This is a genomic window from Nitrospira defluvii (assembly GCF_905220995.1).
In the GTDB taxonomy this organism is placed as follows: domain Bacteria; phylum Nitrospirota; class Nitrospiria; order Nitrospirales; family Nitrospiraceae; genus Nitrospira_A; species Nitrospira_A defluvii_C.
In genome coordinates this window covers 32,176-58,077 of sequence record NZ_CAJNBJ010000018.1, presented here as the reverse complement: position 1 = coordinate 58,077, position 25,902 = coordinate 32,176, and the positions used below count along the sequence as shown (strand labels likewise).

General features: G+C 57.3%; 24 protein-coding genes and 1 tRNA gene. 17 read left to right on the top strand and 8 right to left on the bottom strand.

The genetic code is table 11. The features are described from left to right. Window positions 1-2: 2 nt before the first annotated feature. The 6 genes from KJA79_RS18995 to KJA79_RS18970 form a co-directional block, all read right to left on the bottom strand. Window positions 3-1,598 carry a sensor histidine kinase gene (locus KJA79_RS18995; protein WP_213043666.1) on the bottom strand — a complete coding sequence of 532 codons (1,596 nt, stop codon included), beginning with the start codon at window positions 1,596-1,598 and terminating at the stop codon, window positions 3-5. A gap of 96 nt (window positions 1,599-1,694) precedes the next feature. After that, the gene (locus KJA79_RS18990; RefSeq protein WP_213043665.1) at window positions 1,695-2,723 is read right to left on the bottom strand and encodes a sulfate ABC transporter substrate-binding protein; all 1,029 of its coding nucleotides are present in this window, start codon (window positions 2,721-2,723) and stop codon (window positions 1,695-1,697) included. A gap of 48 nt (window positions 2,724-2,771) precedes the next feature. Further along, window positions 2,772-3,077: a DUF2325 domain-containing protein gene (locus KJA79_RS18985; protein ID WP_213043664.1), complete on the bottom strand. Its 306-nt coding sequence runs from the start codon at window positions 3,075-3,077 to the stop codon at window positions 2,772-2,774. Window positions 3,078-3,103: 26 nt separating this feature from the next. Continuing rightward, on the bottom strand, window positions 3,104-3,838 hold the full coding sequence (locus KJA79_RS18980) for a hypothetical protein (RefSeq protein WP_213043663.1): 735 nt from the start codon (window positions 3,836-3,838) through the stop codon (window positions 3,104-3,106). Next, window positions 3,835-4,656 carry a molybdate ABC transporter substrate-binding protein gene (gene modA, locus KJA79_RS18975; RefSeq protein WP_213043662.1) on the bottom strand — a complete coding sequence of 274 codons (822 nt, stop codon included), beginning with the start codon at window positions 4,654-4,656 and terminating at the stop codon, window positions 3,835-3,837. Before modA (KJA79_RS18975) ends, KJA79_RS18980 begins: the two co-directional genes overlap by 4 nt. Window positions 4,657-4,695: 39 nt before the next feature. After that, window positions 4,696-6,333 (bottom strand): hypothetical protein, encoded by a 1,638-nt coding sequence (locus KJA79_RS18970; RefSeq protein WP_213043661.1) that lies wholly within the window; start codon window positions 6,331-6,333, stop codon window positions 4,696-4,698. Window positions 6,334-6,679: 346 nt separating this feature from the next. Here KJA79_RS18970 and KJA79_RS18965 point away from each other — a divergent pair, with 346 nt between their 5' ends. The 9 genes from KJA79_RS18965 to KJA79_RS18925 all read left to right on the top strand — a co-directional run bounded on the left by KJA79_RS18965 (window position 6,680) and on the right by KJA79_RS18925 (window position 14,742). Then, window positions 6,680-7,873 carry a substrate-binding domain-containing protein gene (locus KJA79_RS18965; protein WP_213043660.1) on the top strand — a complete coding sequence of 398 codons (1,194 nt, stop codon included), beginning with the start codon at window positions 6,680-6,682 and terminating at the stop codon, window positions 7,871-7,873. A gap of 29 nt (window positions 7,874-7,902) precedes the next feature. After that, window positions 7,903-8,757: a molybdate ABC transporter substrate-binding protein gene (gene modA / locus KJA79_RS18960; RefSeq protein ID WP_213043659.1), complete on the top strand. Its 855-nt coding sequence runs from the start codon at window positions 7,903-7,905 to the stop codon at window positions 8,755-8,757. An 80-nt stretch (window positions 8,758-8,837) separates the two neighbouring features. Beyond that, window positions 8,838-9,509 (top strand): hypothetical protein, encoded by a 672-nt coding sequence (locus KJA79_RS18955; RefSeq protein ID WP_213043658.1) that lies wholly within the window; start codon window positions 8,838-8,840, stop codon window positions 9,507-9,509. 61 nt (window positions 9,510-9,570) lie between these two features. Continuing rightward, a complete protein-coding gene (locus tag KJA79_RS18950) occupies window positions 9,571-11,301 on the top strand; it encodes a porin (RefSeq protein WP_213043657.1) in 1,731 nt (576 codons plus the stop codon). A gap of 273 nt (window positions 11,302-11,574) precedes the next feature. Next, window positions 11,575-12,333 (top strand): molybdate ABC transporter substrate-binding protein, encoded by a 759-nt coding sequence (gene modA / locus KJA79_RS18945; RefSeq protein ID WP_213043656.1) that lies wholly within the window; start codon window positions 11,575-11,577, stop codon window positions 12,331-12,333. Next, window positions 12,311-12,688, top strand: a complete 378-nt coding sequence (locus tag KJA79_RS18940) for a hypothetical protein (RefSeq protein WP_213043655.1) — start codon at window positions 12,311-12,313, stop codon at window positions 12,686-12,688. Before modA (KJA79_RS18945) ends, KJA79_RS18940 begins: the two co-directional genes overlap by 23 nt. A 13-nt stretch (window positions 12,689-12,701) precedes the next feature. Continuing rightward, entirely contained in the window at window positions 12,702-12,905 is a 204-nt protein-coding gene (locus tag KJA79_RS18935; protein WP_213043654.1) for a TOBE domain-containing protein, read from the top strand. An 83-nt stretch (window positions 12,906-12,988) separates the two neighbouring features. Then, the gene (gene modB / locus KJA79_RS18930) at window positions 12,989-13,663 is read left to right on the top strand and encodes a molybdate ABC transporter permease subunit (protein ID WP_213043653.1); all 675 of its coding nucleotides are present in this window, start codon (window positions 12,989-12,991) and stop codon (window positions 13,661-13,663) included. Beyond that, window positions 13,648-14,742, top strand: a complete 1,095-nt coding sequence (locus tag KJA79_RS18925) for an ABC transporter ATP-binding protein (protein ID WP_213043652.1) — start codon at window positions 13,648-13,650, stop codon at window positions 14,740-14,742. The genes modB and KJA79_RS18925 overlap by 16 nt, the downstream gene beginning before the upstream one ends. Here the strand turns inward: KJA79_RS18925 and KJA79_RS18920 are convergent. After that, window positions 14,739-14,891, bottom strand: coding sequence for a hypothetical protein (locus KJA79_RS18920; protein WP_213043651.1), 153 nt, complete (start codon window positions 14,889-14,891; stop codon window positions 14,739-14,741). The genes KJA79_RS18925 and KJA79_RS18920 overlap by 4 nt on opposite strands. A gap of 1,260 nt (window positions 14,892-16,151) precedes the next feature. Between KJA79_RS18920 and KJA79_RS18915 the strand changes: the two genes are divergently transcribed. The 4 genes from KJA79_RS18915 (at window position 16,152) to KJA79_RS18900 (ending at window position 20,054) form a co-directional block, all read left to right on the top strand. After that, window positions 16,152-17,612: a saccharopine dehydrogenase C-terminal domain-containing protein gene (locus KJA79_RS18915; protein WP_213043650.1), complete on the top strand. Its 1,461-nt coding sequence runs from the start codon at window positions 16,152-16,154 to the stop codon at window positions 17,610-17,612. Window positions 17,613-17,692: 80 nt separating this feature from the next. Then, window positions 17,693-18,844: a type III PLP-dependent enzyme gene (locus tag KJA79_RS18910; protein WP_213043649.1), complete on the top strand. Its 1,152-nt coding sequence runs from the start codon at window positions 17,693-17,695 to the stop codon at window positions 18,842-18,844. A 395-nt stretch (window positions 18,845-19,239) separates the two neighbouring features. Further along, window positions 19,240-19,791 carry a transcriptional repressor LexA gene (lexA, locus tag KJA79_RS18905; RefSeq protein ID WP_213043648.1) on the top strand — a complete coding sequence of 184 codons (552 nt, stop codon included), beginning with the start codon at window positions 19,240-19,242 and terminating at the stop codon, window positions 19,789-19,791. Between the two features lie 11 nt (window positions 19,792-19,802). Beyond that, window positions 19,803-20,054 carry a hypothetical protein gene (locus KJA79_RS18900; protein ID WP_213043647.1) on the top strand — a complete coding sequence of 84 codons (252 nt, stop codon included), beginning with the start codon at window positions 19,803-19,805 and terminating at the stop codon, window positions 20,052-20,054. A gap of 246 nt (window positions 20,055-20,300) precedes the next feature. Here KJA79_RS18900 and KJA79_RS18895 read toward each other — a convergent pair. Next, window positions 20,301-20,376, bottom strand: a tRNA-Met gene (locus tag KJA79_RS18895). Between the two features lie 514 nt (window positions 20,377-20,890). On the opposite strand from KJA79_RS18895, the gene KJA79_RS18890 reads away from it, so the two are divergent. The 4 genes from KJA79_RS18890 (at window position 20,891) to KJA79_RS18875 (ending at window position 25,899) form a co-directional block, all read left to right on the top strand. Continuing rightward, complete coding sequence (locus tag KJA79_RS18890) at window positions 20,891-22,378, top strand: sigma-54-dependent transcriptional regulator (RefSeq protein ID WP_213043646.1); 1,488 nt, start codon at window positions 20,891-20,893, stop codon at window positions 22,376-22,378. Window positions 22,379-22,872: 494 nt separating this feature from the next. Then, window positions 22,873-23,835 (top strand): NADH-quinone oxidoreductase subunit B family protein, encoded by a 963-nt coding sequence (locus KJA79_RS18885; protein ID WP_213043645.1) that lies wholly within the window; start codon window positions 22,873-22,875, stop codon window positions 23,833-23,835. 43 nt (window positions 23,836-23,878) lie between these two features. Continuing rightward, window positions 23,879-25,474, top strand: a complete 1,596-nt coding sequence (locus tag KJA79_RS18880) for a nickel-dependent hydrogenase large subunit (protein ID WP_213043644.1) — start codon at window positions 23,879-23,881, stop codon at window positions 25,472-25,474. A gap of 110 nt (window positions 25,475-25,584) precedes the next feature. Then, window positions 25,585-25,899, top strand: a complete 315-nt coding sequence (locus KJA79_RS18875; protein ID WP_213043643.1) for a hypothetical protein — start codon at window positions 25,585-25,587, stop codon at window positions 25,897-25,899. The last annotated feature ends 3 nt before the right edge of the window (window positions 25,900-25,902 follow it).

Below are 25,902 nucleotides of genomic sequence, written 5' to 3'. Positions count from 1 at the left end.
TGTCAGGCCGGCGGCAGGGCGGAGGAGTGGGATGAGGTTGATGCACGATCGACGACGATCTCGGTCCGTTCGGGAAATGCCAGCAAAAACTTGCTGCCTGCGCCCGGTGCGGATTCGGCCCAGACGCGTCCATCGTGTTTATCCATCACGAGTTTGACGATCGCCAGACCCACTCCTGTGCCTTCATAGTCCTGCGGATTGTGCAGCCGTTCGAAGAGGCCAAAGATCTTGTCGGTCTGTGCGGGGTCAAAGCCGATCCCATTGTCCTGAATCCAGAGAATCCGTTCGTGGTCGGTCCTGCTGCCGCCGATGGTGATGGTCGGCGCCGCCGTGCGGCGGGAAAACTTTGCCGCGTTATCGAGCAGGTTGGCGATCGCTTGACGGATACTCACCGGCTCGCCGTACAGGTCGGCGAAGGGGAGAGCGACGTGTATTTTTGGCTTCGGTCCCTGGAGTCCACTGAAGCGGTCGGTGATCAAGGTTGTGATCATCTCCAGCACATTGAAGCGTTGCCGAGGCAGATCCTGTTGTTCCAATCGGGAATACTTGAGCAGCGCATCGATCATATGGGTGAGGCGCAGCGACGAGCGGCGGATGACATCAATGTGATGGCGGGTTTCGGCATCGCCGCCCTCAAGAAATCGTTTTTCGAGTAACGAGGAGAACCCTTCGATCTCCCGCAATGGGCCCTTGAGGTCGTGCGCGACGGAATAGGTAAAGGCCTCCAGTTCCTTGGTTTTTCTGGCGGTGGCGGCGGTTTGTTCGCGCAGGCTCGTGACCATCGAAGACAGCGAGGCCGCCAAGGTGCCGACTTCATCACGAGCCGGCCAGGATTCGAACTGCGCCGTCAGATCGTGATGAGCCACCCGATCAGCGGTAATCGACAGGCGTTGGAGCGGTTTCGCGATCCGGCGGTTGACCGAGACATAGATCACACCGATGACCAGTCCAAGGATGGCGACCAGCCCCAGTGCGATCATGCGGGCCTGTTGCAGCAGGAGGTCCCCCTCGATCTTCATTTCCACGTCGATGTCACGGTGGGCGGCGACCAGCTGATCGAGGTTGTAGGTGAGTCTTGCAATAAGGGTATCGGCTTTGGTGGTCGCTGCCTGTGTGGCACCGGGGGCCTGCGGTTGTGTGAGGACTGTGCTCCATAAGCCGTTCAACTCCTGGAGGGCCTGATCGATCTCGGTAATGGCCTGGTCTTCCTGATCGGCCAGATCCAGACGCTGGTGGTCGGTCAGCATTCCCAGGAGAATCGGGTGCGTGCGTGCGGCATGCGTGGAACGATAAAGTTGCAGAGAGTGGCGAATCGCATCGGCATGCGTAGTCAAACGAGCGAGGACCTCATCTGTGCCGGTCTTCGTCACCTGCTCGAGAAAGAGGTGCAACGTAAGATTCATCTCATAGGCGGAGCGCTGCATTGTCGCCGCGGTCACGATGGCCGGCACGGTAATCCGTTTGTGGCGGTCGACATAGCTGTTAATGCGGCTCAGATAGACGAGAAGCGCCGTGAGGCTCAACGCCAGGAGGCTGAGAATGACTCCGAAGGAGAGGAAAAATTTCTGTCCGATCGAACGGTCATGGAGCCAGCGCATGCAGGCCTCGTGTGAGCGCCTACGGTACCACAGTGACAGGTCCGGTGCCAGTCGGCGAGGTGTCGGTGATGCGCGTTCATTGTGTGTCTCGATGGGTCATCTGTCGCGTGCCTCCACAGCTCTGGTCCAGGCCCCACGAGGACTGAACAGTGCCGCGAAGACATGATCCCATCCGCCAAGCGAGGCTATCGTAAATATATGGGGCGGATGGGCGAAGGCGGCCGCCGTAGAGGTGGCAATCGCTGCATTGGTCGGTCTGAATCCGAATTCGGCAAAGGCTTGTTGCGCCTCGGGCCCGTGCAGGAAGGCGATGAAGGTTTCAGCGATGTCTCGCACCTGGTGACGGTCGGCATGGCGGTCCACCAATGCGATGGGATTTTCCACCACGACGGTTTCCGGGGGATACACGAGCTCGTATGGGCGGCCCTGGGCGATTCGCGGGAGTAATTCGTTTTCGTACGTGACGATCACATCGCCGACACCGCGCTCGAATGTCGTCACTGATTCCCGGCCGCTCTTATCCATGACCTTGACGTTACGTTGGATCCGATTGATGAGGTCAGCGGCATAGTCGCGAGACGCAGGCTCCGTTAATCCTTTCCGGGCACCGAGCTGAAGCCCGGCTCCATAGATTGCAACGATATCCCACATGGCGCCACCGGACGTTTTCGGACTCGGATAGAGCACCTCAACGCCGGGTCGCGTCAGGTCTTCCCAGCCTTGTATTGATTTCGGATTTCCTTTGCGGACGCCAAGCGCGACGACTGAGGTGGTGATGATGCCCTGCTGTGGTCCTTGTTTCCAGTCGTGGGCCACGAGACCGGCTTGGACTAACTGCTGCAGATCACTCTCCAATGACAGTGCGGCGATGTCCGCATCGAGACCTTCCACAATGGCACGGGCCTGGGCACCCGATGCGGCGAATGAACTTCGGAACTGGATGGTTTCTCCTGTTCGTTGTTTCCAATGGTGTATGAAGGCGGGGATAATGCGCTTCTCGTACGCTTCTTTAGGAACGCTATAGGCCGCCAGGAGGACTTCTCGTGTTTCCGCTCCAGCTGGCGTGGATAAGGGAAAAAGCAAAAGCACGAGTGCGGTGAGTCGAACCAAGTTACTGAACGTCATGATCGTGTGAACTCCGATAAGCTGTGTGGTCGGGCGTTGATCAATTGGTTATTGTGCCTTGTTGAGCCAATGCGTCAGATCTAGCGGCCGCTTCGCCGTGGACTGCACATGGTTTCCCCGCTTTCGGAAAAACACGGGAAGGCCGCGCCTGGTGGCTTCGGTGCGCACCTTCCGGGCCAGCGTATGGTTGACTCGATCGAGCACCACCACGACGACTGTGGTCTTCTTGGGAATGGCCTTCACCAGGTCACGCGTCTTACGTCCGCTCCAATGCTCGACGCATCCGTGGCCGCCGGCTTGTGCCCGTTCTTTGATTCCATCGACCGAATCACCGCCGACGACCAGGATTGACATGGTTACTCCCTTCTTTTCTCGGCCGCTCAGTGCTGTTCCGTGGCCGGTTTGCTCTCTCGTTCTAGGCCAGGTTGCGCGGGCATGGCGGCCAGCGCTTCCCGGTATCGGATGAGCAGTTCTTCCTGTTGGTCCGGTGCGAAGAGACTTCCACCTGACCGCACCTTCACCAGGTATTCTTCCGGCTCAAAGGTGGCGTCGAAGGCCGGAGACCGTTCCGGGACGTTCGGCATCTGCCGGTCATACTTACTGATATCGGGCCCCGGCCCGTGCCGGTCGTGGGCTTCGCGCAACGCCAGATGCAGCGTCGTGTCTTGTATCGACAGCCACCCCGTGCTGGTTTCCTCTTCGCCATGTTCGGTCGCATGGCTGAGATGGTAGTACACGCGTTCAGAGGGCGAGGCTTGCGACAGCGCTTTGGCCAGGGCCGGAGCCAGGATGGCAATTTCCCCGTCGCGGAAGGCCCTGGTTTTGTCCGCCTGTCCGACGAACAGGCGATGCAGCGCGTTGCGTCGTTCCCAGATTCGAACGCCTCGTAATAGGGTGCCGACTTCCGTGGCGCTCAACGAGGCCGGATGGACATTGATCGTTGACGCCGGGTCTTTCTCGATTCGCACCTGATTCAATCCCGACTGATAGACGGTCTTGGGCGGCGTCGGGGTTTGTGCTGCGCAACCGGCCGCCACCATCACGCCGATGAAGGCGAAGATGAGATGGGCGTGACGGGATAACGGGTGCTGCTGTGGATGTTCGATGCCGTTCATGGTTTCACCTCTTCTCGTTGAGCGAATCCGACTTCGGGAGATACGCGGTCGAATCCGAATTCCTGCAAGTGGGTCTGGATGGCGGGGCTTAGGAGAAATTCAATGAAGTCGCCGGCTGCGGTGATGTTCTGCGCCGTCCAGGCCGCGGCGACGCCGTAGCGGACCGGGGTGTGAGAGCCGACCGGTGCGGTGTCGAGGATGCGCACGCCCGGGTTCGAGATGGCATCGGTGCGATAGACGACGCCGATTTCGGCCTCGCCTTTGGCTACCAGATCGAGAACGGCTCGAGAATGTTCACCGAGAACATACTGTGACTTCAGCTTTGGCTCGAGTTTGCTGTACTTCAAAAACTGCGCGGAGACTTTCCCCACCGACGACGTCTTCGGGTCGCCGACGGCAATGCGGCGTACCGGGATCGTTTGCAAATCCTGAATCGTGCTGATGGGGGCGGGGAGGGCCGTTCCCGTAATCAAGACCAGCGAGGTCGCTGCAAAGGCCCGTTTGGTCCCTTGAATGATCAACCCCTTTGCTTCGAGCTGATCGATTTCTTCAAACAAAGACGGCAGATAGATGTCCACCGGCGCGCCCTGTTCGATCTGACTGCGGAGTGTTTGAGACGGGCCGTAAATCACCCGCACGTTGATGTTCCGGTGTTCCGTCTCGAACAGCGGGAGGATTTTGCGAAGGGCATCCTTCAAACTGTTGGCAGCGGCGATGGTGATAGTTTCCGGCTGCGCCTGCACCGGCTGGGCGAGCAGTCCCAGGCCGATCAACAGGCCGACGATGGCGATAACTCCTTTGACACGCAATGCTCTCATGATGTCCTCCAAGAACCTGTAGTGGTCTGCCATATACGTCTAGAAGTAGAACTGGTACTGCACATTGATCCGGTTCTCCACGAGGTCACTGCCGAATCCCGGCTGGCTTTCAAAGGGAAACCGGTCCGGCGCTCGTCCGCCGCTTCCCATGGTGATATTGGAGTAATCGATCACGAGCCGGTTGTTGTAGGTGCCGTCGAAACTGTAATTGATCGCGGCGCCGAATTCTTTCACCAGATCGTTCACCTGCTGGGTAGACGGATCCATGAATCCATACCGCACTGCCAGTTCCAGTTTGCGCGGAATGATGTATTTTCCCACTTGTACGTACCAGCCGTAAGCCTGTCCAAGATTGACCGGTGGCCCGAGGAATTGGGCTGATGGAATCGTATTCAAATCAAACGCGCTGGTCCCGCTATTGGCGTTTCGCACGCGCTGGTGCCGGTAATAGCCTTCCGCCTGCAGTGACCATCCCTGGTACTTGGCGATGAAGTCGGTTTCATAGGTCTGGAAATCATAGATGCCGCCGGCCAGGAGGCGCCCGTTATAGGCCTTGGTGACGGCCTGGCGATAGGCGCGATCGACAATGTCCGAGCGAATGGAACTTAAGTAATTCTGTGCGGGGTTGTAGGCATAGCCGAAGGCGATGGCGGACTGGAGCGTGCGCGAATTGAGAATGTCTCCCTGTCCATAGCCGGGGTTCCCCGCGATTTTGTACAGCAATCGCACCGTGTACATCATTTCGCCGGTCATAAAACGCGTGTCGTAGTTATAGGTGCGCGTGGTTGCCGCTCCGGGGGCGCCAGGCGTGCCGGTTTGCGGCAACACATTTTGGCTGACCGAGGTGCCTTCCCTCGCCAGATTGGCTCCGACGCCTCCCCAAATACCGATGGCATAGTTGAACTTATATTGGTCCTCGTCGCTGGAAATGCTCAGACCGATATCGCGTGCGTTTTGCTGGTTGGCCGCAAAGGCGTTTTGCACGATCAGGTTGTCTGCGAAGGTCGAGGTGGCGATGGAACTGATGGTGGCGCGGTTGAACCAGACACGTTGTTGACCGGCCTGCACCGTCAGCCAGGGGATGTGCCATGAGGAGACGTAGGCATCGAGGAGGCCGGCTCTGCCGCTGCCACCTTCCTGGTTCCAGGTGGTTTGGTCAAACGCCCAGGAAATGTTGTAGCGAAAATCTGGATCGAAGGCATAACCCAGGAATTGGAGTCGGGCGCGGGGTACGCTGAATTGATTGGAGTCGCTCTGCTTGCGGATCGCCCGGTATTCGACCTGTCCACCGAGGATTTCAGGATTACGCGAATCTCCGATCGTCCCCCAGGCGTTATTGTAGGCGCTGTGGGTGTAGCGAACCTGAGTCAGGAGTCGCAGTTTCAGGAAAAATTTGTCCCCGACGCGGAAGTTCAGGCCATTGTTCACGTCGATGTTGTAGTTGGGTTTGGACACCTGTTCGCGCTTCTCGATGACTTTGAGGCCCCGGTCATATTCGTCCTGCGTGATGATGCCCTTGAGCAGGAGATATTTCAGACCTGGGTCTTCGCCCGAATAATATTCCCATTTCCCGTCCTTCTTGATGAACTGGCCTTCCTCGACCGCTGCCGCAGGCAGTGTCAGACCGCCCCAGAGGATGGCCAGGCTTGCCCCGAAGGCAAATGCTGATCGTCTCATCGCGTTCGCTCCCATGTGAATGTTTGTAACCATTTAGTGAATGGTGACGAAATGTGAGCAATCACCATACGATCAATGCGTTATTAAAGTACTGTACTCCGATGAGGTATGAAATACATTATCTTTAATAAGTTTGTCAACAATAAAACCATTCAATGCTTCTTTCGTCCATGGCTCATCAAAAAGCGACTCATCTGAGGAGGATCGACCTCAGCGAAGCAGCTACATCCGTTCGAAAAGTTGTCAGAGTTCACCTCATTCGTCTGTGATATCCACGCTGCTATCGGTTCATGGGCGTCAATGATAGTTGACACAAATTTATCTATCGTGATACATGTCCGCCATCATGAGTGAAAAAAGTAAAGCGGAACCGGCTTCCAATGTTGTGAATTCACTGCGGGCATTACGGATGGCCAAAGGTCTCTCCCAGGGACAGCTTGCCGATGGGGCCTTGATTACTCGTCAGGCCGTGTGCGCAATCGAAGCCGATCAATATCTCCCCACCACTGCCGTGGCATTGCGACTCGCCAGCGTGCTGGGCTGCCACGTGGAAGACATCTTCAGCCTCAAGACGACGGGTGAGTTGATCGAAGGCGATTGGGTCTGGGGCGGGCTGCCTGTTTCCGCCGTTCAGCCCCGAACCAGAGTCAAGGTTGCCAAGGTCGAGGACCGGTTCGTTGTCCGTCCAGTGGCGGCGTTGGGCGAGATTTTGAATTACACCGTTCCTGCGGACGGTCTCATCATCGGTAAGGTGGGATCAGGTCCACGTTCGGCAAAATCCGACCGCCGCGTGCTCGTCCGCTTGTTGCGTGAGCGACAGATCGTTGAACGAGAAATTGCGGTGGCCGGTTGTGATCCGGCCATCAACCTGGCGAGCGAATATCTTCACCGGCACAAAGACACCTACACGGTCGTCGGTTGGTCGATGGGCAGCGCGGCCGCATTGGAGGCGCTCAAGCGCAGGGAAGTGCATATGGCGGGATTGCACATTCTCGATGCGAAAACGGGAGAATCGAATCTGCCGTACCTTCGCCGTCACTTGCAGGGTGATGATTATATCGTCGTGACGTTTGCGGCGTGGGAGGAGGGGCTTCTGGTGCGGGCAGGCAATCCCAAGCGAATTCGTGCGGTCGACGATCTTCTCCGCCCGAACGTGGTGTTGGTCAATCGTGAAGAGGGCGCTGCCGCCAGAATGTTGCTGGATCAGCGGCTGGAAGCGTTAGGTGCCGACCGTACTCATGTGAAGGGGTATGGAGTGACCGTAAGCTCGCACTTCGAGGTCGCGCGTCATATTGCCGAGGGGCATGGTGATGTGGGGATCGGCGTGCGGTCCGCGGCGCAGATCTTCGGTCTCGACTTCGTGCCCTTGCAACAAGCTCGTTATGACCTGGTCCTGCCGAAGCGATATCTCTCGAGCCATCCGGGCCTCTCGCATCTCCTCGATGCCATTGCCAGCCGCCAGTTCCGAACCGAGGTCGAAGCATTGGGCGGCTATGACATGACGGAGACCGGCAAGGTGCGCAGTTTGCGAGTGGGATAGCGTAGGGCTACATCCGGTTGGGGGATGAAATGGAGAAAGACAGCAAAGGGCAGGGGTACATCACGCACGTCGTTCGGGCCTTCCTGTCTGTGGCGCTGTTCCTGGCGGTGCCCTCTTGGTTTGGAATCGGACAAGCTGGCGCGGCCGAGTCATTTGTCATCGCAGCTTCACCGAGCCTCAAAGGATTACTGGAGCGATTAGGCAGCGGTTTTGAACACACGCATCCTAATGTGCGGGTGAAGCTGTATTTCGACTCGGGACTCCAGTTACGCCAAACCATCGCAGGGATGGAAAACAGCATGGTTGGCCAGTACTTCATCGGCACTGGTCCGATCAATCTCGTGGCGCCCGGTGGTGATGAGGTGATCACGAGGTTGCAGGTGAAATACTATGTGTTACCCGGCACCACACGCTCATATGCCGTGGATCAGTTGGTGCTGGTGGTGCCCGAGTCTCTAGTGGAGGCTCCAGGGTCGTTCGAGGCGCTCGCTCAGGGACGCGCACGTCTCGCCATTGCGGAGCGGACGCGAACGAGGTTGGGGGCACAGACAGCCGATATGTTACGTGCCTCAGGCATGGAAGAGGTGTTGAAGGGACGATTGGATGTGGCGACCGATGGGCGCGGAGTCATCGACCATGTGCTGAGCGGGCAAGCAGACGTGGGCATCATTTGGGGGGATCAGGCCGTTGATCAGCAACAGCGGTTACGGGTTGTGGGCGTCATCAACAAGGGCTACAAGCCGACGGTGCACTCCATGGCGATGGAACGGTACTGCCCCAATCGACGACTCTGCGAGGAGTTCCTGGACTATATCCAGAGTGCGGAAGCGCAGAAGTTGGTGCGGCAAGCGGGGTATGCGGTGCCGCCTGCGAGTGGGCGGTAAAAATTTTGCCTTCAGTGTAAGTATACATATATTTAGTTGTTGTATTCATGACACTATCTGCCTGGTGTGAGGGAGGCGTGATGCGGAATACATTCATGAGAAGCGACAGGCGTGGGGTATGGGGCCTCGCCCTCGTGCTCGTATGGGCCCTGGCTCTCGCCGGCTGTGCCAGATTGCCCTATACCACTAGAACAATTCATGAGGATCAGCGTGTCGTGGTGGCGGTTCAGCGCGACGTGCAGCCCCAAACGTATTCGCATCCCGTGCAATTGACGAGTGCTGAACTCACCAGTCTGTTACGAGGGTTTTCGATCCGTGAACAACAACGCTTGCCGTTGCGCTGGTTTGCCGAAGAACAACCACCGAAGCCGCTGTTTCGCGAAGACGACCTGCACGCGCTCGCGCCATATGTCGCGCAGGGATTTCAGCAAGTCGGCCCCAACGACCGAGTGCACTTCGAAGTCCGCAACCCTGGGTTCAATCCGGTGTACGGCCGGGACACGATTGCCGGGTGGATGGCCGTGCGCGATCCTTACTTGTATCTGACGATCGAATATTTCCACACGCAGATTCCGGTCCGGAAGTCAGATGATTACGACTCCAACTATCCACTCCCTCCTCCGACGCCGAAGCAATACATTCTGTACTTCGAACCGGGGCGGTTTTACGCGACCGATGAGAAGCGTGTGCCGGCAGTTGAATTCCGGCAATTCTTGAAATCGGGAGAAGCTGGTGCTGCGGCGCCTCGCTGACGGTCGAAGGACCGGTGCCCCTCCGATCGTGCCACGAACCTGGGGACAGATGGAGACTGGTATGAAGCGACTTAGGGAAGGCCTGTATATTTTTCGTCATCAACGGTGTGCTCATCGCCTGCTTGTAGGCGTGTTGATAGTACTGGCGGCTTGGCTGGCCTCTGCGGGGGCGAGTGAGGCGGCCGATACCGGAAAGCTGGTCGAAAAAGACGGCAAGTATGTCTTTGTCGAAAGCATGGACCCCTCGCTCAAGCTCCTGCTCGAACGGTCGGTCAAAAGCGGCATGATTACGCAGGAGGAGTACGATCAGGTGGTCAAAGATTCCGAAGAGCGGACCCAATTGCTCTCGCCGTCTTTCCGCGGGTGGTATGACCGCGGATTTAATCTCTCGATGAACGACAATGCCTTTTTTCTCAAGATCCGATTCCGATCCCAGCTCCGTTATACGCAACGATTCCGCAACGATGCCTGGAGAAATCCCGGTGAAGCCAAGAACTTTCCCGAGCTCCTGGGCGTGTTCGGTGACTATCGAGCCAATCGGTCGGAGAACAGTTCCTCCTCGTTCAATGTTCGTCGACTGCGGTTCTACTTCATGGGCCATCTGTTCGACCCGGACTTCAAATATTACATCCAGATGCGGGCGGAGACGGCAGAGAATGCTCAATCGCCAGGTTCGCTCTCCCTTTTTGACGTCAATTTCACCTACACGAAACTGCCCTGGGCCAACGTGCAGTTCGGGCAGTACAAGGTGTACTTCAACCGGTCGCAAATTAATTCGACGGCATCGATGCAATTCGCCGAACGGGCCCTTGTGCAGGATGCCTTTACCGCGAGCGGTCTCGATCGTCGTGATATCGGCATCACGATCATGAACGACGAAGAGTTGTTCCCTGTGAACTATTACTTGGGCGTGTTTAACGGCGCCGGTCCGAGCTTCAACCGCCTGGGCTCGTTCACGTCTGAAGAAGCCACGGTTGGTTGTCCCGGCGGCCAGACGAGCGGCAATCCATTCCCATCTCCGGCCGGCTGTCCTGCCAATCAGCGCAATCTGAATGCCAATACGCGTATCGATGTAGATCGACTGATGTATGTGGCCAGACTGAACTGGAATATTCTCGGCCGTCCCGGATACGGAGAGGGCGACCTCGCCTATTCTGAAACACCTCAACTCGCCGTCGGCGGCGGATACTCCTATAATCCCGGGGTGAATACCAGTTCCGACAACGCCTTCGTCGGCCTCGATCTCGCCAACCTCAACATCAGGCGCCAGTTGGCGGCCTTCGGCAACGGCCGACAGCTTGGTCTCGGTATTGTGGACTATTCCACCTGGGCGGCCGATGGGGTGTTCAAATACCGCGGCTTCTCGCTGCAGGGCGAGTTTTATTTCAAGAACGTCATCCGCCACGACAAGGGACTGCCTTGCATGAACACCACCTGCACGGCAACGGCGCCGAATAATTTCGGCAATGCCATGGGTTGGTATGTGCAAAGCGGCTATTACCTGATTCCGCGCACGGTGGAACTGGCGGCCCGGTATGCCTATTGGGATCCCGATACCAACTCCGCGAACGACCTGATCCGGCAGGCCGATGTGTCATTGAACTGGTTTCTGAACGGAACCTATGACCACCAAATCATGGTGACCTATAGCAATACCCAGTTTGGTACCGGCGGATATACCATCGGCCGAAGCGCACCGCTGCCGCCAGGGTCGGGAACGGTACCACTGGATGCGGTGGGGGGAACCTTGATTGAAAATGCCATACGTGTTCAATATCAAATCTTCTTCTAGCAGGATGCGGAAAACGTCCGCCAGTGGCGTTCTCGCGAGACACGGCCGCCTCACCGGCTCGGCGGCGTTCACAAGCGTGACGCGCGTTATTCCGCGCGTCGTGAACCTCCAAGGCTCACCGTACCCCAGAGTACGATTCGCCTCCTCGTTCGCTGCGGCCTTGCTGGACGGCCATTTTTCGCATCCTGCGGTGAAGGTTGACGTGAGACGGCATGTACATAGTGTGCAGACGCATCAAGCCATTTTTGGGCGACTTTCTAAGGAGTACCGATTATGAGAAGGTTCTTCGCCATCATTCTGTTCATCTTGTGTGCGGTAAGCCCTGTCAGTGCCGAGGAGATCGCCGTAGCGGCCGCCTCCGATCTCAACTTTGCCATCAAAGAGGTGATTGGGGAATTTGAGAAGCAGACCGGTCATCGCGTGAAGTTATCGCTGGGTTCATCCGGCAACTTTTACGCGCAACTCCAGCAGGGTGCGCCTTTCGATCTGTATTTCTCAGCGGATATCGGGTATCCGAAAAAACTGGAGGAGGCGGGCCTGACCGTCCCGGGCTCGTTGTATCGGTATGCGGTGGGACGGGTGGTGCTGTGGGCGCCGAAGACCTCTTCGTTGGATCTGGCCAAGGGCTTGACGGTCTTGCGGGAACCGACGATCAAGAAGATCGCCATTGCCAATCCCAAGCACGCGCCCTATGGGCGTGCAGCGGTGGCGGCGATGGAGCATGCTCAGGTCTATGCCGATGTCAAAGACCGCTTGGTCTTGGGTGAAAACATTTCCCAGGCGGCACAGTTCATCGAGTCGGGCGCCTGCGATGTGGGGATCATTGCCCTCTCGCTGGCGCTGGCGCCGGCCATGAAGAGTGCCGGCAGCTATTGGGAAATCCCGGCGGAAGCGCATCCGCCGTTGGAACAAGGGGCGGCCATCTTGAAGCAGTCAAAGCATCAGGAACTCGCTCGTAACTTTTTAAGTTTTCTGCAAGGGTCTCAGGGCCAGGAGATCATGATCCGGTATGGATTCACATTACCGAAGTAAGCACTGGCGGTTGGTGTGGTGCGGCGCTCTATTCCTGACTGCCGGCTGTTCACAGGCGGTGCTGATGGAACAGGAGTCCGCGCAGGGCGGCGTGGTTACTTACAGCTATAAGCAGGATCGGGGTGGGCCGATGGGTTCGCCCTATCGCAAGCAAGCGTTGGATCTGATGCAGGCCAAATGCGCGGGCGGGTCGCGCCTGGTGAGAGAGGGGGAAGTCCGTGGCTACACCAGCGCGGGCATGGGCACGATCGAAGGGACCGAAGACGAAGAACGCGGGAGACGGTGGGGTATCCGGTTTGAGTGTAAGGGGAGTGAGCTGGGCGACAAACCAGCTGAATCACTTCAGCGCAAATAGAAAGGAGCAGGAAATGAAGCTGAGCGCACGGAATCAATTTCAAGGCACCGTGGTCCGTATCAATGAAGGGCAGGCGATGGCTGAGGTGGTGGTGAAAGTGGGCACGCTGGAGTTCGTTGCCGCTATTACCGAAGGGTCTGTCAAGAACATGGGACTCACGGTCAACGATCAGGTCACCGTGGCGGTGAAGGCCACCGAGGTCATGATCGGAAAATAACATGTGGAGGCAGTTGATCTTCCGGACCGGTGTTCCTAGGATGGCGCCGGTCGGGAACGTCAGGTCGTGGCTGAGGCGCGCGCGTGAACTGGATCGCAATTTGGGTGACGTGTAAGTTAGCCGGGCTCACGGCGTTGGCGCTGCTGTTCGTCGGCCTCCCCATCGCCTATTGGCTGAGTTTCTCTCGCTGGCGGTGGAAATTTTTAGTCGAATCCGTGGTCGCGTTGCCGCTGGTACTCCCTCCGACCGTCCTGGGTTTTTATATTCTCATCGCCATCGGTCCCCACAGCCCGTTCGGGCGTCTGTATACTGATTTGGTCGGCCATCCGCTGCCCTTCACGTTTGAAGGATTACTCCTCGCGTCGATCCTCTATAGTCTCCCGTTCGCGGTGCAGCCGTTTGTGGCGGCGTTCGATCAGGTCGACCGGCGGTTGATTGAAGCCTCCTGGACGTTGGGGGTGTCGAAACTGCAGACGTTTTTTAGACTGATCGTCCCGCTATCCACAGCCGGTTTGGTGACCGGCGCGGTGTTGAGTTTTGCCCATACGATGGGAGAATTCGGCGTGGTATTGATGATCGGCGGCAATCTCGAAGGCTCCACCCGCACGGTCTCTATCGATATTTATGATGAGGTCCAGGCGCTGAATTATGCCGGCGCGGCCAAGACGGCGTTGTTTCTTCTCGTGGTGTCCTACGCCGTGTTGCTGGTGGTGTATGCGGTGAATCGAAACGTGTGGGCAGCATGGCCGCAGAAATAACCATCCACCTCGTCAAGACGTTTCCCGGTCGGCCGCCGATTCGCGCGCGGATCCGTTACCCGGTGGAAGGTGCGACGGTCCTGATTCTGTTCGGCCCGTCGGGATCGGGGAAGACAACCATTCTGCGATCCGTGGCCGGGCTTGAATGGCCGGAGGAAGGCACCATCCGTTTCGTGTCACGGGTGTGGCTGGAGACCGCGTCAGGGATTCGAGTCCCGCCTCAAGAGCGTCATGTCGGGTACATGTCGCAGGATTACGCATTGTTTCCGACCTACACCGTAACGGGGAATATCGCCTATGGCCTGAGCCATCTTCCTTCCGCGGAACGCAAGAAACGGGTCGATGAAGTGATGGAGCTGTTTCAACTGCGCGGGTTGGAGCAGGCGAAGCCCAGAGAACTGTCCGGAGGGCAGCAACAGCGTGTGGCGCTGGCGCGAGCCGTGGCGCCTCGGCCGCTCCTCTTGTTGCTGGATGAGCCGCTGTCGGCCTTGGATGCGCCGACTCGACTGCATTTGCGCGACGAACTCCGGGTGCTCCTGAAACAGCTGGCGCTGCCGTCGATCATTGTGACGCACGACTGGGCGGAAGCCCTGACATTGGGCGATGTTATGGCGGTCATCCGTGCAGGAGAGGTCTTACAGGTCGGGGCGCCGATCGACGTGTTCAGCCGTCCACAGAACGCGGATGTTGCGCGCGTAGTCGGTGTTGAAACCGTGGTGAAAGGGCGGGTGGTCGAGGCCACCGGCGGCATGTTGCGCGTGAGCGTGGACGGGACGGCACTCCTTGCGCTCGAAGCGGAATCGATCGGCCCTGACGTGTTTGCCTGTATCAGGGCGGAAGATGTGGTGCTGGAACAGGGGCGAGCCTCGGTAAGCAGCGCGCGCAATCACCTGACGGGTACGGTTCAGTCAGTGACCATGTTGGGTGCGTTGGCGCGGGTGACCCTGGACTGTGGTTTTCCCCTCGTCGCAATGGTGACGAGATCAACGGTGGAGGAGTTCAAGCTTGCCCCCGGGCTGGTGATCACCGCCGCGATCAAGGCCGGAGCCGTCCATTTGGTCTCGCGACAAGAAGCCTAGCCGGCGACCTGACTGCGGACGACAGGATGCCCCTCTTCTTCACGCTGGCACATAATCGCAACGGTTCGAATATCTACCGCACGATGGGCGTGGCTTCCTTGGTCCGTAAGCTTGTCTGCCGCATTGAGGTAACGAATCTTTCTCTCCATACCCCCGAAGGCACCAGATTCTCGACCGACAAGTCCCCTCTCTGTCCGGTTACCGTGGGCAATGCTCGTTTGCGCCACGTAGGCTGCGGTCGAGGGAACCTGCCCCCATCTGATACCCATGAACGATCAGAGGGCACCGAAGATGATCGAAGAAGGGGAGCCGGTTGCCGACAGAGTCAAGCCTAGGAACTCGGATTATTGGTGGGAGGAATGCGCGGCGCGATTCTAGGGGAATGGGGTGGAGGTTTCAATCAAGAAAATGGTGATTGCGCGAAAAAAATCCTCTCCCCAAAATCTGTGGATATCTCTGTTGATAGTCTTTCCACTGAGCGCGAATAACGCCTGTAATCCATGCCACGCACCAATTTGCCTATTTGTTGAGCATAGAGACAGGTTGGCTTTCGACCACTATACATTGTGGGTTGTAAGTTGTGTGTATGTATTAGCATTCATATTTGTACACTGCCTCGTGAATTCCGACATTCGCCTGTGAATTCAATTTTATTTTTCGGCCTTCCCCAAATGGCCCTTGACTTATGCACAGAAGAATCGAGCGATTGCGGAAAATTTCGGGATTTTTCTCCTGTTTCCCCTTACAAATGAGACCACTTCTCCGTCCAGGGCTTGAGCCATCGAGGGGTTCGTCATGGAAGTCGAGTCGCCAGGGCCGATTGAACGCCAAATGGAGCAGCGCCGCCTCACGTTGACTGTCGGAACAACCAAACTTCTTCCTGGTACCGGCTGTCAGCCGAGAGGGCCGCATCGGACGGACATGGGTGTTGTGGCGATGCAAAGCAGGATCACGCTGGATCGATACGCAGTTTAGCCAGTTCTGAGCAGAAGAGGATGGTGTGTGTACCACCGGGGCTCCACCCTGCACTCTTGTGTCTTGGGCTGGGTGTGATCGCATTGAATGGAGCGGGGTTGCGCAAACTCCGACAGGCTTGGGTAACGGCTGACCATTGCTCAGGGGCACTTGAGCGTCATGATGCTTTGCGAGACTCTGTTTGAGTTTGTGACGCACTGCGACGTAGGGCCATCGTACCGGCTCGACCCTGCCGGGGGTGCCGGACTCCGCCAAGGGGGGAAGATCACGAGTAAGTTTTCCATTTCTTAACATTCTCGAAAGAGAAACGTTGCGTCATGACACTACAGTGCGCAATTCTCTGAAAAATGCGGATACGGTCATCGGCGTGACGATCACCGACCATCCGATGACGTGCTCGATGTTCACCGGTTTGAAGAGTGGGAGGGTACTAGATGCTGGAGTTTCGGAATCGCATCTTGTTCGTGGGGTTTGGGGCTGTGGCGCGATGTACGCTGCCGATTTTGTTGAAGCACCTTCGTGTCAATCCTACACGCATCACCATCGTAGATTTTGAGCCGAACGATGCGGCGCTACGGCCTTGGATCGAGCAGGGCGTGACCTTCGTCAAGGATCGCGTGACGCCGGAGAATCTGGGCACGCTCCTGGGCCGCCACGTGTCGGCGGGAGACCTCCTCATCGACCTGGCCTGGAACATCGATTGCTGTGAAATCGTCCAGTGGTGCCATGACCGGGGCGTGTTGTACGTCAACACATCGGTGGAGCTCTGGGACCCCTACAGCGGAGTCGACGACAGGCACCCGACCGAGCGGACGCTCTACTGGAGGCACATGAATTTGCGGAAGATGACCGCCCTGTGGAGCGAGCCGGGGCCGACGGCGGTGCTTGAACATGGAGCGAACCCGGGTCTCATCAGCCATTTCACCAAGCATGCGCTGTTGGACATTGCACGGCAGGCTCTGGCAGATAAGAAGTTCAGCGACGCACAGGCGGAAAAGATTGCGCACCACGCGCAGGCGCAGGAGTTCAATCACCTGGCTCACCAGCTCGGAGTCCGGGTCATTCACTGCAGCGAACGCGATACGCAGATCACGAATCAGCCTAAACAGGTGAACGAATTCGTCAACACCTGGAGCGTCGAGGGGTTCCGCGAAGAAGGCACGACGACGGCTGAAATGGGTTGGGGAACACATGAAAAACGGCTACCACCCTTCGCCTACGAGCACCCGGACGGGCCCAAGAGCCAGATTTGTCTCGCGCGGATGGGCATGAACACCTTCGTGGCGAGCTGGGTGCCGCCCGACCATAACATTGTAGGTATGGTCGTCCGCCACGGCGAAGCCTTCAGCATTACCGAAAAACTGACCGTGTGGGAGGGCGACAAGGCGGTCTACCGGCCCACGGTCCACTACGCCTATTGCCCGTGCGATTCCGCAATCGCCTCCCTCCATGAGCTACGCGGTTCAGACTACAGGCTGCAGCCTCGTGTTCGTATCATGACCGACGAGATCATCGGCGGGGCAGACATCCTTGGTGTCCTGGTGATGGGGCACCCGTACCAGTCGTGGTGGTGCGGCTCCCATCTCGACATCGAGGAGTCGCGTCGCCTGGCACCGCACAACAATGCCACTACCGTGCAAGTGGCCATCTCCGTCGTGGCGGCTTGTCTGTGGATGCTTGAGAACCCATCCCGAGGGGTGTGCCTGCCCGACAACCTGCCGCACGAGTTTGTACTCGCCGTCAGCAAGCCGTACCTGGGGAAATTCATTTCAGACCCGTCGGACTGGAACCCGCTGAAGCACTACTCCAACGTCTTCCGCGGATACAATCAGCCCCAACTCGACCTGTCCGATCCATGGCAATTCACCAATTTTCTCATTATGGAAGGAGACTAATTCACTCCAGGCGAACGTCATGCAGCTGAGGCTGGTTATGGAGCCGATATCGGAGGGCAGTGCAATCAAAGGGAGATACCATGGACGAAGAGACGCTGCTTCAACTGGCCAAAATTCATCGCACCCCGCTGGTCGTGGTGGACCACAAGGTGCTGCGGGAGAACTACCAGCAGTTTCGTAAACACCTGCCGCGTGTGCAGGTCTATTATGCGGTCAAGGCAAACAGCGATCCGGCCATCGTACAGACCTTCTACGACGAGGGGGCCAGCTTCGACGTCGCCAGCATGGCCGAGTTTTTGATCGTACATGAGAAGATCAAGCACCTGTCGGCGCAGGAGCAGCAGGATTACATTTGGGATCGCATCATCTACGCCAACCCGATCAAGGCCATCGAGACGCTCAAGCAGTTGGATCAATACAAGCCGTTGATCACCTACGATAACCATGAGGAGGTGCTCAAGATCGCCCGCCACGCCCCTCACTCGGGTCTCGTGCTGCGGGTGGCCGTGCCCAACACCGGGTCGATCGTAGAACTGTCGAGTAAGTTCGGTGCCTTACCGGGCGAAGCCGTAGACCTCATCGCCTTCGCGCATAACAACAAGCTTGAGGTTGAGGGGCTCAGTTTCCACGTCGGTAGCCAGTGTATGAACGTACAAAACTATGTCCAGGCGCTGCACCTGACAGCCGGCATTTTCTCCGAGGCCAAGACGCGTGGCTTCAACCTCAAGTTGCTCGACATCGGTGGCGGCTTTCCTGCCCATTACGACGACTCGGTTCCTGCCTTCAAGAGCCTGGCCGACACCATCAACGCCGAACTCGATCGCCTGTTTCCTGAGCCGATTGAGATCCTCGCCGAGCCGGGGCGCTTCCTGGTCGCTTCCGCCGCCACCGCCGTCTCACAGGTCGTCGGCAAGACGGTCCGTGGCGGCAAGCTCTGCTACTATCTCGACGACGGCGTCTATCACACGTACAGCGGCGTGATCTTCGACCACTGTCAGTACCATCTGAAAAGCTTCAGGAAAGACCCCACGCAGCTCTGCGCCGTGTTTGGGCCAACCTGTGATGCCCTCGACACCATCAGCTTGGCTGAGCAGTTGCCCGACATGGATCTGGGCGAATTGGTCTATTCCGAGAACATGGGCGCCTACTGCGCCGCCAGCAGTACGTACTTCAACGGCTTCCCGCCGGCCAAGGTCGTGCACGTGAATCGTGATCCCTCGTCGGACGGATAGGTCATGACGTGGGCCCCTGAGATCAAGCCACCTGAGTTGATCTTAGGGGCACCGTCAGCAGTATCCAACCGAATCGGACTCGAGAGAATCCCCGGCCCGTGGTTTCGTTCGTTTCATTGAGCGGACGACGGCCTGCCTGAAACACCCTGTCATTGCTCCAAGAGTGACGACCTCCGGTGTGGCCGAAGCTCCTTGGTTTCTCTACATCCATGGGCCCACAGCTTTGAGCAATTCTGGCGGTCATCTGTTACGTCGGCGCTCCTTCATGGAAACATCGAGGTGGCCGCGCCATGTGAACGCAGGAGCCTGGTCTGTCCCGAGGAAATAGGTAGCAGGTCGACAGGGGTGCACCTGATGCTTGACAGGGCGAGCACCGTTATGTAACCATTGGTTACATGATGACGGCGAGCGAATTCAAACGATGTCGGGAACAGCTTGGATTTACCCAGGAGCAACTGGCCGAAGCGCTCCATACGACGCGGGTGTCGGTGGCCCGTTACGAATCCGGCATGCGTCGGATCAGTGGCGCGGTTCAGGTGGCGTTGACTCAGTTGTTGAAACGAACCGAGATCCCCATGGAGGGGGTCGTGGCTGCGGGGTTGCCCATCGAGCCGGTCGCCCAGTCGGAGTGGGTCGAGGTTCCTCCCAGTATGGTGCGGCCCGGCGAGACGTTCGCCCTGCGCGTCAAAGGGGAGTCGATGATTGAGGATGGGATTCTGCCCGGTGATCTGGTGGTGGTTCGAAAGCAATCCACCGCGCGGAACGGGCAGACCGTTGTGGCCCTGGTCAACCGTGAGGCGACGATCAAGACCTACTTCAAGCGTGCGAACTCCATTGAACTCCATCCCGCCAATGCCGCGATGCGTCCGTTTGTGATCACTCCCGCAGACGAATTTTCCATTGAAGGGATCCTTGTCGGTGTGATTCGCCACTGCGACAACTCGTAATGCAAGGAGGCATGACAATGAGCAGCCAGCAACAGATGATGGTCGAACGGGTCGATGAATTGGAGCGCATGATTGTCCGTTTGAATGGCCGGATCGGTGAATTGCAGCGGGAGCTGAACCTCACCAAGGGGATGACGGGTCAGGGATGGGGGAGCGCTGCCCGGCTACGAGCGATCTGGGGAGGCAGCAAACCCGTGGTCCCCACGGCTCATCCCGTCCGGGAAAACAGGAGGGTCGAACGCCATGAGCACTGTCTGTTCTGACATTCAGGCTGCAACAACCGGTTGTTGTGCGGACTGCGGGCAACTGGTGATGCGGCGAACACCCCTGTCTGACGAACAGGCGAAGACTGTGCGAGCGGTCTGCATCCGTTGTCTGGTCTTCGCTTACCAGCGCCGGCAGTTCGAAAGTGGCTGTTGCGGGTGAGGCTTGCGTCCGACAACCGGCAGATTTCTACCAGAGGGCCGGTTCGCGTGGGGTGCGGAGGAAGCGCTGGATGGATCGAAATTTGGTGGCGGTGACCCGGATTGAACGGGTGACCCGCGGCTTATGAGTCCGCTGCTCTGCCAACTGAGCTACACCGCCACGTCATTGATTTCTAAGGGGCTTTGGTCTTATCAGCCGAGTGCTCCGACCCCAAACTGTTCACCAAGTGTTCACCGCGACCATGCTCTCGCTCGTGGTGTTCCAAGTGCCTGGCCCGGCTTCCTTCCTTTGAGGTGATAGACCCAGCAACAATCCGGATGGAACTTCAGCGTGTGCTTATACCATGCAGCGAGGACGTCGTAAAGGTCCCCACCCATCACGGCCACCCGCTCCTCTTCCGTTTTCGTATGCTCTCACGCGATCCGGATCTCAACAGTGCGGCTCTGGTCTTTGGGCAACCGGAGGCCACGTTGCTCCATGATCGTCTCTCGCATTTCTCGTAGCGCTTTCAGACTGACCCACTATCCAGCACCTGGTCCTAGATAGTCTTCTAACGACTGGATGAGCTCCAGACAAAATCTCTGACCGTTAAGTTCAGAGAAAATGGTCTTGATCCACTCGAACCAAAACTGATACCTTGTAAACGTGATTATCAGAGTGTAAGGTCAGTTGCATGTCTACTCGCGACGAAGAAACCCTTCTGATCGTCGAGGCCGATCCCACCATTCGCAGAAGCCTCGCGAACTATCTCAAGACCGACTATCGTGTCCTTGGTGCCAAAACGGGAGCCGAGGCGTGGGCAACGTTGGCTAAAGAAAAGGTCGATCTTATTCTCTTTGACGATGGCGTCGCTGACGTGAAGGGCGTAGAGTTTTTTCGCGAGGCCCGCGTGCGTTATCCCGATGTCGTCCGAATTCTCCTGACGGAGTCGCGCGAGTATTCGGCGGTCATGAACATCATCAAAGAGGCGGCGGTGTATCAGGTGATTCCCACGCCCTGTCCTCCGTGGCATCTCCGTCTTCTGATCGATCGTGCGCTTGAAAGTCGAGAGCTCTCGCGACGCCATCGAATGTTGAGCCGTGATTTGAAGCTGTCCGATGGCGCCTTTCACAATCACAAAGCCCATCTCACGAAGCTGATACGGGAAAGCTATGAATTCGATAAGCTCGTGTTTGCGAGCGACGCGATGCTGGAAGTCTGCAATCTGGCGAGGAAAGCGGCTACCACCGATTTGCCGGTGTTGATAGAAGGCGAAACCGGTACGGGGAAGGAGCTCTTAGCCCGGGCGGTTCATGGGTTTAGCGAGCGGAAGGCGTTCCCATTTCTCGCTCAGAATTGCGGGGCCTTGCCCGATGAGTTGCTCCAGTCGGAATTGTTCGGACACAAACGCGGGGCCTTTACGGGCGCCGTCAGTGATCGGCTGGGATTGTTTGTAGCCGCCGACGGAGGAACTGTCTTCTTGGATGAGGTGTCTGAAGTCTCCCCTTCCTTTCAAGTGAGTCTCTTGCGGTTTCTGCAGGAAGGCGAAGTGAAGCCTCTGGGTTCTGAAAAAACCCGCCATACAAGCGTCAGGATTATTGCCGCGTCGAATCGGCCGATCAAAGAACTCGTGGCGGCCGGTGCGTTTCGGAAAGACCTCTATTACCGTCTCCGCGGATTCGAACTCACGATTCCTCCTTTGCGAAACCGTGTTGAAGATATTGCAGTGCTTGCCGAGCATTTCACGAGGAAGTACGCTGAGTTCTCGAATCGTCGTATCGCAGGGATCACGGTGCAGATGATGCGCCAGCTTCAGGCCTACCCATTTCCTGGCAATGTGCGTGAGCTGGAAACTGAGATCCGACGCATGGTGTCTCTTGCCAGTCAGGGCGAATTTTTGTCCACGGAGCATTTGTCCGACGATTTGGCCAAGGTGGTGCCGCAGGATCTGCGGCAGAAAGAGATGAACTTGATCCACTCCAGCGGGACGCTCAAACAAAAAGTCGAGCGGTTGGAGGCCCAGGTTGTGACACAAACGCTGCTTCGATTCCGTTGGAATCAAAGTAAGGTGGCCAAGGAGTTAGGATTGTCCCGTGTCGGCTTGGCGAACAAGATTCGACGATACAAACTGGCGACCACCTCCGCTGGAGACCCGCCCCATGCCCAACCCGGACGATCCTAAACGGGCAGAACATAAGGATGGGGATGAAATAGACCGATTCTTGTTCTCTCTGCTGGCCACCCCCTCTCAGGTTCCTGATTCATCCTTTCTACCGCCTCCCCTGCGAGAGTTGGGCACGACACCCCTCGCTCGTCAACTTGGCTTAGCTGACGAGCAGACGAATGGACATTGGTGTAGCCGCTGTCAAGGAATTTGGTATGGCTACACGCTTGAGGTCGAATGTCCAGTCTGTGGCAATCGCAAGGGGTAGGCGCAGAGAAAACTGCACACTGTCTTTACAGCTAGCAGTGCCTTGTAAAGTTACTTTGCAAGGCATCCCGGTGAATGATCTCGTCCTGTCCGAACGAAGTCCTCACATAACCCTCGGTGTTTTCAGCTAAAGAGAGAGGACATAGATCCTGTCGCCCTAAAATTAGGGCGCTGGTTCAATTGTTGCTCTAGGAGGTGGTGCGCATTCACGCTTCGATTCAAAAGGCATAACGGAGGACTACATCATGGCGAATCTACTCTGGCTTCAGGGCGGTGCTTGTTCCGGCAACACCATGTCATTCCTCAACGCAGAAGAGCCGAGCGCCTGTGATCTCGTTACTGATTTCGGGATCAATGTGCTCTGGCACCCCTCGTTGGGTGTCGAACTTGGCGATGGTCTGCAGCGAATTCTCAAAGATTGTGTCTCGGGGGAAATTCCCCTCGACATCTTCGTCTTCGAAGGAACGGTGGTCAATGCGCCGAACGGTACTGGCGAATGGAATCGATTCGCTGGCCGGCCGATGAAACTGTGGGTCAAAGATCTTTGCGGCATCGCTAAGTTTGTCGTCGCGATCGGCGACTGTGCCACGTGGGGCGGTATCCCAGCCACAGCGCCGAATCCGAGCGAGTCTCAAGGCCTGCAGTTCCTCAAGCGGAACCATGGTGGCTTCCTAGGCAAGGACTTCCGCTCAAAGGCCGGTCTTCCCGTAATAAATATTCCTGGCTGCCCCGCACACCCGGATTGGATCACACAGATTGTGGTAGCCGTCGCAGCCGGCCGAGGAGGCGACATCACCCTCGATGAGCTCCAACGGCCCAAAACCTTCTTCCAGAGTTTTACCCAGACAGGGTGCACCCGCAACATGCATTTTGCCTACAAAGTCTCGGCCACGGAATTCGGCCAGCGCAAAGGCTGCCTGTACTATGATCTCGGATGTCGTGGACCAATGACCCATTCGCCCTGCAATCGCATTCTGTGGAATCGACAGTCCTCGAAAACCCGCGCGGGCATGCCCTGTCTGGGCTGCACGGAGCCTGAATTCCCCTTCTTCGACCTTGCCCCTGGCACGGTGTTCAAGACACAAACTGTTATGGGCGTCCCGAAGGACCTGCCGCAGGGAGTCGACAAGAAAGGGTACATCGCGCTCACGAGCGCGGCGAAGAATGCGGCGCCAGCGTGGGCCGAGCAGGACATGTTTGTCGTCTAAACACAATGATCGGCAATCGCATCTGTTCATAAAGGAGATGGCCATGGCTGTTCAAACATTAGACATTTCTCCCGTCGGCCGAGTGGAAGGCGACCTCGACGTGCGCGTTGAGGTCGACAACGGTGTTGTCACCAACGCCTGGACACAGGCAGAGCTGTTCCGTGGATTCGAGATCATTCTGAGAGACAAAGATCCGCAAGCCGGGCTGGTTGTGACCCCACGCGCCTGCGGCATCTGCGGAGCCTCCCACTTAACCTGCGCTGCGTGGGCCTTGGATACGGCGTGGCAAACCACCGTCCCGAGGAACGCGATTCTTGCGAGAAATCTCGGTCAGATCGTTGAAAGCTTGCAAAGCCAGCCGCGCTACTTCTATGGGCTCTATGCGATCGACCTAACCAACAAGAAGTATCGTGGTAGCCGATACTACGAGGAGGCCTGCAAGCGCTTTGCTCCCTTCACCGGGAAATCCTATGAAATTGGCGTCACCATTTCCGGGAAGCCTGTGGAGATCTATGCGCTTCTGGGTGGCCAGTGGCCTCACTCTAGTTATATGGTCCCCGGCGGGGTCATGTGTGCGCCGACCCTGGCAGACATTACGAGATCCGTCTCGTTACTGGAGTACTACAAGAACAATTGGCTCGAACCGGTCTGGCTTGGCTGCTCATTGGAGCGGTACGAGCAAATCAAAACCTACGAAGACTTCAATGCGTGGTTGGACGAGAATCCAGCCCATGCCAATTCGGATCTGGGATTCTATTGGCGCATGGGCCTAGATACTGGACTCCACAAATACGGAGCTGGGCTTGGGAAATATGTCAGCTGGGGATATTTGCCCCACGAAGATAAATACCAGAAGCCTACCATCGAAGGACGCAATGGCGCCGTGATCATGAAGGGCGGAGTCTATGATGGGGCCACAAACACGCACAAGCTCATGAGCCAGGACTTCGCGCGAGAGAATACGTCTCATTCCTGGTATGACGAGGGATCGGCGGATACGCATCCCTATGATCGCACGACCAAGGCGAAGTCGAATAACAAGACCGATTTCAACGGGACCTACTCCTGGGCGACCGCGGTCAGCCATGCGGATTTCGGCCGGCTGGAAGCGGGACCCTTTGCCCGCCAGATGGTCGCAGGAGGAAAACACGGGGAATCCTGGCAGCACTACGATGGCTTCATCCTGGATGTGTACAAAAAGATGGGTGGCGCGAGTCTCCACCTGCGTCAACTCGCCAGGATGCATGAGACTATCAAGTTATATCGCCAAGCGGAGCGATGCCTGAAGGAGTTCCGGCTCAACGAGCCTTGGTACATCAAGCCCCAGGAGAAGGATGGCCGGGGTTGGGGGGCGACCGAAGCGATTCGTGGAGCGCTCTGTCACTGGATTGAAGTCAAGGGCGGGAAGATCAAGAACTATCAGATTATTGCTCCGACCACGTGGAATGTGGGGCCTCGCGATGGTATGGGTCGTCGTGGTCCGATCGAGGAGGCGTTACTCGGCGCGCCTATTGCCGATCCAACCGATCCCGTCGAAGTCGGTCACGTCGCCCGATCATTCGACTCATGTTTGGTGTGTACCGTTCACGCGCACGATGCCAAGACAGGGAAAGAATTAGCCCGCTTCAAAATCGGGTAGCGCTCCAGAGGGATTGCGATCCTATGGGTCGCAATCCTCTTGGCCTGGGTCCCATCGAACAACGGAACTAATGGGCTAAAGTAGCCCTCGAGCGAAGAGGGGATCGTTGAATGCGCCCCGAGGAAGAAGAAAAACTGCGGGAGAAAATCGCCCAGCTCCTAGCCAGTGGGCTCAAAACTCAAACGGAGCCGTTTCCCGAAACGCACGTTGAGTTTGCCAAGATCCTGGATGAACTTCGGTCGCTTCCCCCCGATGACTTGAAAGGCAAGCTGGTCATCGGAGGCTTTACCGACAAACCCTACGGGCCGGATCAGATGCGGTGTCTGGAGTGCATGTACTACCTCGTTCACCGGAAATGGTGTGATCTGCCTGAACTCGCTGTGCCGGTGGAACCCGATTGGTGGTGCCGCCTCTGGCGAATCTGATGT

Bases quoted from the DNA above. Each gene is read 5' to 3' on its own strand.
- modA (WP_213043659.1), top strand. From the start codon at position 7,903: ATGGAGAAAGACAGCAAAGGGCAGGGGTACATCACGCACGTCGTTCGG.
- modA (WP_213043662.1), bottom strand. From the start codon at position 4,656: ATGAGAGCATTGCGTGTCAAAGGAGTTATCGCCATCGTCGGCCTGTTG.
- KJA79_RS18935 (WP_213043654.1), top strand. From the start codon at position 12,702: ATGAAGCTGAGCGCACGGAATCAATTTCAAGGCACCGTGGTCCGTATC.
- lexA (WP_213043648.1), top strand. From the start codon at position 19,240: ATGATGACGGCGAGCGAATTCAAACGATGTCGGGAACAGCTTGGATTT.
- KJA79_RS18910 (WP_213043649.1), top strand. From the start codon at position 17,693: ATGGACGAAGAGACGCTGCTTCAACTGGCCAAAATTCATCGCACCCCG.
- KJA79_RS18875 (WP_213043643.1), top strand. From the start codon at position 25,585: ATGCGCCCCGAGGAAGAAGAAAAACTGCGGGAGAAAATCGCCCAGCTC.
- KJA79_RS18920 (WP_213043651.1), bottom strand. From the start codon at position 14,891: ATGGAGAGAAAGATTCGTTACCTCAATGCGGCAGACAAGCTTACGGAC.
- KJA79_RS18970 (WP_213043661.1), bottom strand. From the start codon at position 6,333: ATGAGACGATCAGCATTTGCCTTCGGGGCAAGCCTGGCCATCCTCTGG.
- KJA79_RS18980 (WP_213043663.1), bottom strand. From the start codon at position 3,838: ATGAACGGCATCGAACATCCACAGCAGCACCCGTTATCCCGTCACGCC.
- KJA79_RS18995 (WP_213043666.1), bottom strand. From the start codon at position 1,598: ATGCGCTGGCTCCATGACCGTTCGATCGGACAGAAATTTTTCCTCTCC.
- KJA79_RS18880 (WP_213043644.1), top strand. From the start codon at position 23,879: ATGGCTGTTCAAACATTAGACATTTCTCCCGTCGGCCGAGTGGAAGGC.
- KJA79_RS18990 (WP_213043665.1), bottom strand. From the start codon at position 2,723: ATGACGTTCAGTAACTTGGTTCGACTCACCGCACTCGTGCTTTTGCTT.
- modA (WP_213043656.1), top strand. From the start codon at position 11,575: ATGAGAAGGTTCTTCGCCATCATTCTGTTCATCTTGTGTGCGGTAAGC.
- KJA79_RS18955 (WP_213043658.1), top strand. From the start codon at position 8,838: ATGCGGAATACATTCATGAGAAGCGACAGGCGTGGGGTATGGGGCCTC.
- KJA79_RS18900 (WP_213043647.1), top strand. From the start codon at position 19,803: ATGACAATGAGCAGCCAGCAACAGATGATGGTCGAACGGGTCGATGAA.
- KJA79_RS18915 (WP_213043650.1), top strand. From the start codon at position 16,152: ATGCTGGAGTTTCGGAATCGCATCTTGTTCGTGGGGTTTGGGGCTGTG.
- KJA79_RS18950 (WP_213043657.1), top strand. From the start codon at position 9,571: ATGAAGCGACTTAGGGAAGGCCTGTATATTTTTCGTCATCAACGGTGT.
- KJA79_RS18885 (WP_213043645.1), top strand. From the start codon at position 22,873: ATGGCGAATCTACTCTGGCTTCAGGGCGGTGCTTGTTCCGGCAACACC.
- KJA79_RS18965 (WP_213043660.1), top strand. From the start codon at position 6,680: ATGAGTGAAAAAAGTAAAGCGGAACCGGCTTCCAATGTTGTGAATTCA.
- KJA79_RS18985 (WP_213043664.1), bottom strand. From the start codon at position 3,077: ATGTCAATCCTGGTCGTCGGCGGTGATTCGGTCGATGGAATCAAAGAA.
- KJA79_RS18925 (WP_213043652.1), top strand. From the start codon at position 13,648: ATGGCCGCAGAAATAACCATCCACCTCGTCAAGACGTTTCCCGGTCGG.
- KJA79_RS18890 (WP_213043646.1), top strand. From the start codon at position 20,891: ATGTCTACTCGCGACGAAGAAACCCTTCTGATCGTCGAGGCCGATCCC.
- KJA79_RS18940 (WP_213043655.1), top strand. From the start codon at position 12,311: ATGGATTCACATTACCGAAGTAAGCACTGGCGGTTGGTGTGGTGCGGC.